The sequence below is a fragment of the Streptomyces sp. UW30 genome, assembly GCF_008042075.1.
Classification (GTDB): domain Bacteria; phylum Actinomycetota; class Actinomycetes; order Streptomycetales; family Streptomycetaceae; genus Streptomyces.
Window position 1 is genome coordinate 1 of sequence record NZ_RDBN01000099.1, and the last position, 3,238, is coordinate 3,238.

Consider the following 3,238-nt stretch of genomic DNA (forward strand, 5'->3'; position numbering starts at 1 on the left):
GGTGGCCCGCGCGGCCCACGCGCTGGAGGCCGGAGGCCACGGACGGGGGTGACTCGACCTGGACCACGAGGTCCACCGCGCCGCTGGTCGAGGGCGGCGAGGAAGGCGGCGAGGGTCTTGCCGGAGCCGGTGGGGGCTACGACCAGCACGTCCGCGCCCTCGTTGATGGCTTGCCACGCGCCTGCCTGGGCTGCCGTGGGCGCGGAGAAGGCACCCGTGAACCAGCCGCGGGTTGCGGGGGAGAAGCCGGCCAAGGCTTGGTGCGGGGTGCTGACCATGCGTCCATCCTGCACCTCGGGACTGACAATTGGGCTGAGCTGCGGGAATGCCTCGGGTGGTGGGGGTGCGTGTTGATGCCTGCGGCGCCTGTGCCGGTTTGGTGGGGGTGCGTGTAGCGCCTGCGGGAGTGTGGTGGGTCGGGGCCGTGCCGGGGGGTGTCCGTCCTCGGTCGGGCGGTTGCTGTTCTCAGAGAGGTGCTGTTTTTTGACGCCCGCCGCTGCGGGCGGACACCCCCCGGCACGGCCCCTTGCCGCCGTGCGCGGGTGCCGCGCCGTGGGGTGCGGCCGTTGCGGGGCGGCTCGTTCGCGGAGAATGGGGGTATGGCACGTTCTGGCGAGCTCGCGCGGCACTGGCAGTACGCCGAGTTGCCCGGTGTCGATCTGCTGCGGGCCCGGTACATACGGAAGACCTTTGTGCGGCATACCCATGAGCACTTTGTGATCGCCGCGATCGCGGAGGGCGTGGAGGTCTTTCAACATCGGGGGGCCGATCAATACGCGGGGGCCGGTGCGCTTGCGTTGGTCAATCCCGATACGCCGCATACGGGGCGGGCGGGGGTGCCCGAGGGGTGGCAGTACGGGGCCGTCTATCCGTCGCCGGAGGTGGTGGCCGAGATCGCGGCCGAGACCACTTCTGTTCGGGGGACGCCGGGGTTTGTCCGGCCTGTGCTCGATGATGTGTATGCGGTGGGGCTGGTGCATCAGGTGTTGCGGGCCGCTGATGAGGGCAATGCGCTGGCTGCCGACACCCTGCTGCGGGTTGCCGTGACGCGGCTGCTGCGGTTGAACGGTGGGGTGCTGCCGCAGCGGGAGGTGCGGACGGCGGGGGCTCAGGTCGCCGTACGCGCGCGTGAGGTGCTGGAGGGGCGGATGGCCGAGCCGCCCAGTCTGGAGCGGTTGGCCGCCGATCTGGATACCGGTCCGTTTGCCCTGCTGCGGGCCTTTCGGGACGTGTATGGGATGCCGCCGCATACCTGGCTGACCGATGCGCGGGTGCGGCGGGCCCGGCGGCTGCTGGACGCTGGGGTCTCCCCGGCCGAGGCCGCTGTCGCCGTGGGGTTCACCGATCAACCGCATCTGAATCGGCACTTCGCCCGGATCGTCGGGGTGCCTCCGGGGGCCTATCAGCGGGAGCGCAAGAACGTACAAGACCTGCGGTAGCGGGTTGCCTAGCGTCGTGGGCGTGGCAGAACAGAGAGTGCTGGCGGATCAGCAGGTCGACGGGGACAAACCCGACGCCGTCGTCGTACGGGACGCCCTGGGCGTCGGGATCGCCGTCGGGTTGTCCGGGTTTGCCTTCGGGGTGACGTCGGCGGGCAGTGGGCTCACGCTCCTGCAGACCTGTGTGCTCAGCCTGCTGGTGTTCACGGGAGCGTCGCAGTTCGCGCTCGTGGGGGCGCTTGCGGCCGGTGGTAGCCCGCTCACCGCTGCTGCCGGGGCCTTCTTCCTGGGGGTGCGCAACGCCTTCTACGGACTGCGGCTGTCGCAGGTGCTGAAGCTCACGCGCGCGGTGCGGCCGTTCGCCGCGCAGTGGGTGATCGACGAGACGGCCGCCGTCGCGCTGGCACAGCCCACGCGGCGCAGTGCGCGGATCGGGTTCGTGGTGACCGGGCTCAGCCTGTATGTGCTGTGGAACCTCACGACCCTGCTGGGCGCCCTCGGGGCGGACGCCATCGGTGACACCGATGCCTGGGGGCTCGACGCGGCCGGGCCCGCCGTCTTTCTGGCGCTGCTCGCGCCGATGCTGACGTCCGCCACCGAGCGTGCTGTCGCCGGTCTTGCGGTGGTTCTGGGGCTCGGGTTGTTGCCTGTGCTGCCTGCCGGGGTGCCCGTACTGGTGGCCGCGCTCGCGGCGCCCGTGGTGCTGTGGGTGCAGGGGCGGCGTGCGGGGGAGGGGGCGCGGTGAGTATCTGGATCGCCATCGGCGCCACCGTTGTCGGCTGCTATGCCGTCAAGCTCATCGGGCTGCTCGTGCCCGCGGGCGCGCTGGAGAGGCCTCTCGTGCGGCGTCTTGCCGCGCTGTTGCCCGTCGCCCTCCTTGCCGCCCTCACGGCTCAGCAGACGTTCGGCGACGGGCAGGCGCTGGTGCTGGACGCCAGGGCGGCAGGGGTCGCCGCGGCTGCCGTGGCGCTCGTCCTGCGGGCGCCGTTCCTGCTGGTCGTCGGGGCGGCCGTGGTGGTGACCGCGGGTGTGCGGGCCATGGGCGGGTGAGGCGGGTCAGCCGATGTGGCGGCCGTACGCGCGCAGTGTGCGCAGCGCCTGGATGGTCACCATCGGGCGGGCCTCCAGTGGGATGCCCGGTGCCCACTGGCGCCAGCGGATGGGCCAGCCGCCGTCCTCCTGCTGCTCGCCTGCGAGGTGGTCCAGGGAGCGGCTCATCTCGTCGTCCGTGAACCACGCGCGCGCCAGGGAGCGTGGCGTGCGCGCGTAGTCGTGCGGGAAGTGGTGCTCGCCGGGGGCGTAGCCGGGCGGGACCGGGTAGGTGTCGAGACCGGCCGGCTCCAGTGCCGCCAGTTGCTGATCGCGCACCAGGCGGCCCAGTCGGTCGGCGGCCGCCTCCGCGCGCGGGCGGTCGGGAGCGGAGTCCAGGAAGGCCACGGCGGCCTCGATCTCGTACGGATGGGACTTCTCCAGGGACTCGACCGCCTGCCAGCAGAAGTCCGTGGCCCGGAACAGCCACGCGTGCCAGACCTCGTTGCGGTGCAGCAGTCCGACCACCGGCCCGGTGGAGACCGCGCTGGACGCCTACCGCAACGAGGACGGCGGGTACGGTCACGCGCTGGAGCCGGATCTGCGCGGCCCGGTCAGCCAGCCGCTGCACACCGGTCACGCCCTGCACGTCCTGGATCGCCATCGGCGCCACCGTTGTCGGCTGCTATGCCGTCAAGCTCATCGGGCTGCTCGTGCCCGCGGGCGCGCTGGAGAGGCCTCTCGTGCGGCGTCTTGCCGCGCTGTTGCCC

At 72.1% G+C, this 3,238-nt stretch carries 3 protein-coding genes and 2 pseudogenes; 3 read left to right on the top strand and 2 right to left on the bottom strand.

Annotated features, from left to right (window positions below; all coding sequences use genetic code 11):
• Nucleotides 1–278, bottom strand: a 278-nt coding sequence (locus EAO75_RS44275; protein ID WP_261989709.1) for a DEAD/DEAH box helicase, incomplete at its 3' end; no start/stop codon positions are given.
• 321 nt (nt 279–599) lie between these two features.
• On the opposite strand from EAO75_RS44275, the pseudogene EAO75_RS44280 reads away from it, so the two are divergent.
• The 3 genes and pseudogenes from EAO75_RS44280 to EAO75_RS44290 form a co-directional block, all read left to right on the top strand.
• Nucleotides 600–1,555, top strand: a pseudogene (locus tag EAO75_RS44280) (AraC family transcriptional regulator); the annotation flags it as partial.
• On the top strand, nt 1,462–2,184 hold the full coding sequence (locus tag EAO75_RS44285; RefSeq protein WP_187284855.1) for an AzlC family ABC transporter permease: 723 nt from the start codon (nt 1,462–1,464) through the stop codon (nt 2,182–2,184). The pseudogene EAO75_RS44280 and the gene EAO75_RS44285, both read left to right, overlap by 94 nt.
• Nucleotides 2,181–2,489, top strand: a complete 309-nt coding sequence (locus EAO75_RS44290) for an AzlD domain-containing protein (RefSeq protein WP_148000791.1) — start codon at nt 2,181–2,183, stop codon at nt 2,487–2,489. The genes EAO75_RS44285 and EAO75_RS44290 overlap by 4 nt, the downstream gene beginning before the upstream one ends.
• Nucleotides 2,490–2,495: 6 nt before the next feature.
• On the opposite strand, the pseudogene EAO75_RS44295 reads toward EAO75_RS44290, so the two are convergent.
• Nucleotides 2,496–3,020 (bottom strand): annotated as a pseudogene (locus EAO75_RS44295) (hypothetical protein); the annotation flags it as partial.
• Between the last annotated feature and the right edge of the window lie 218 nt (nt 3,021–3,238).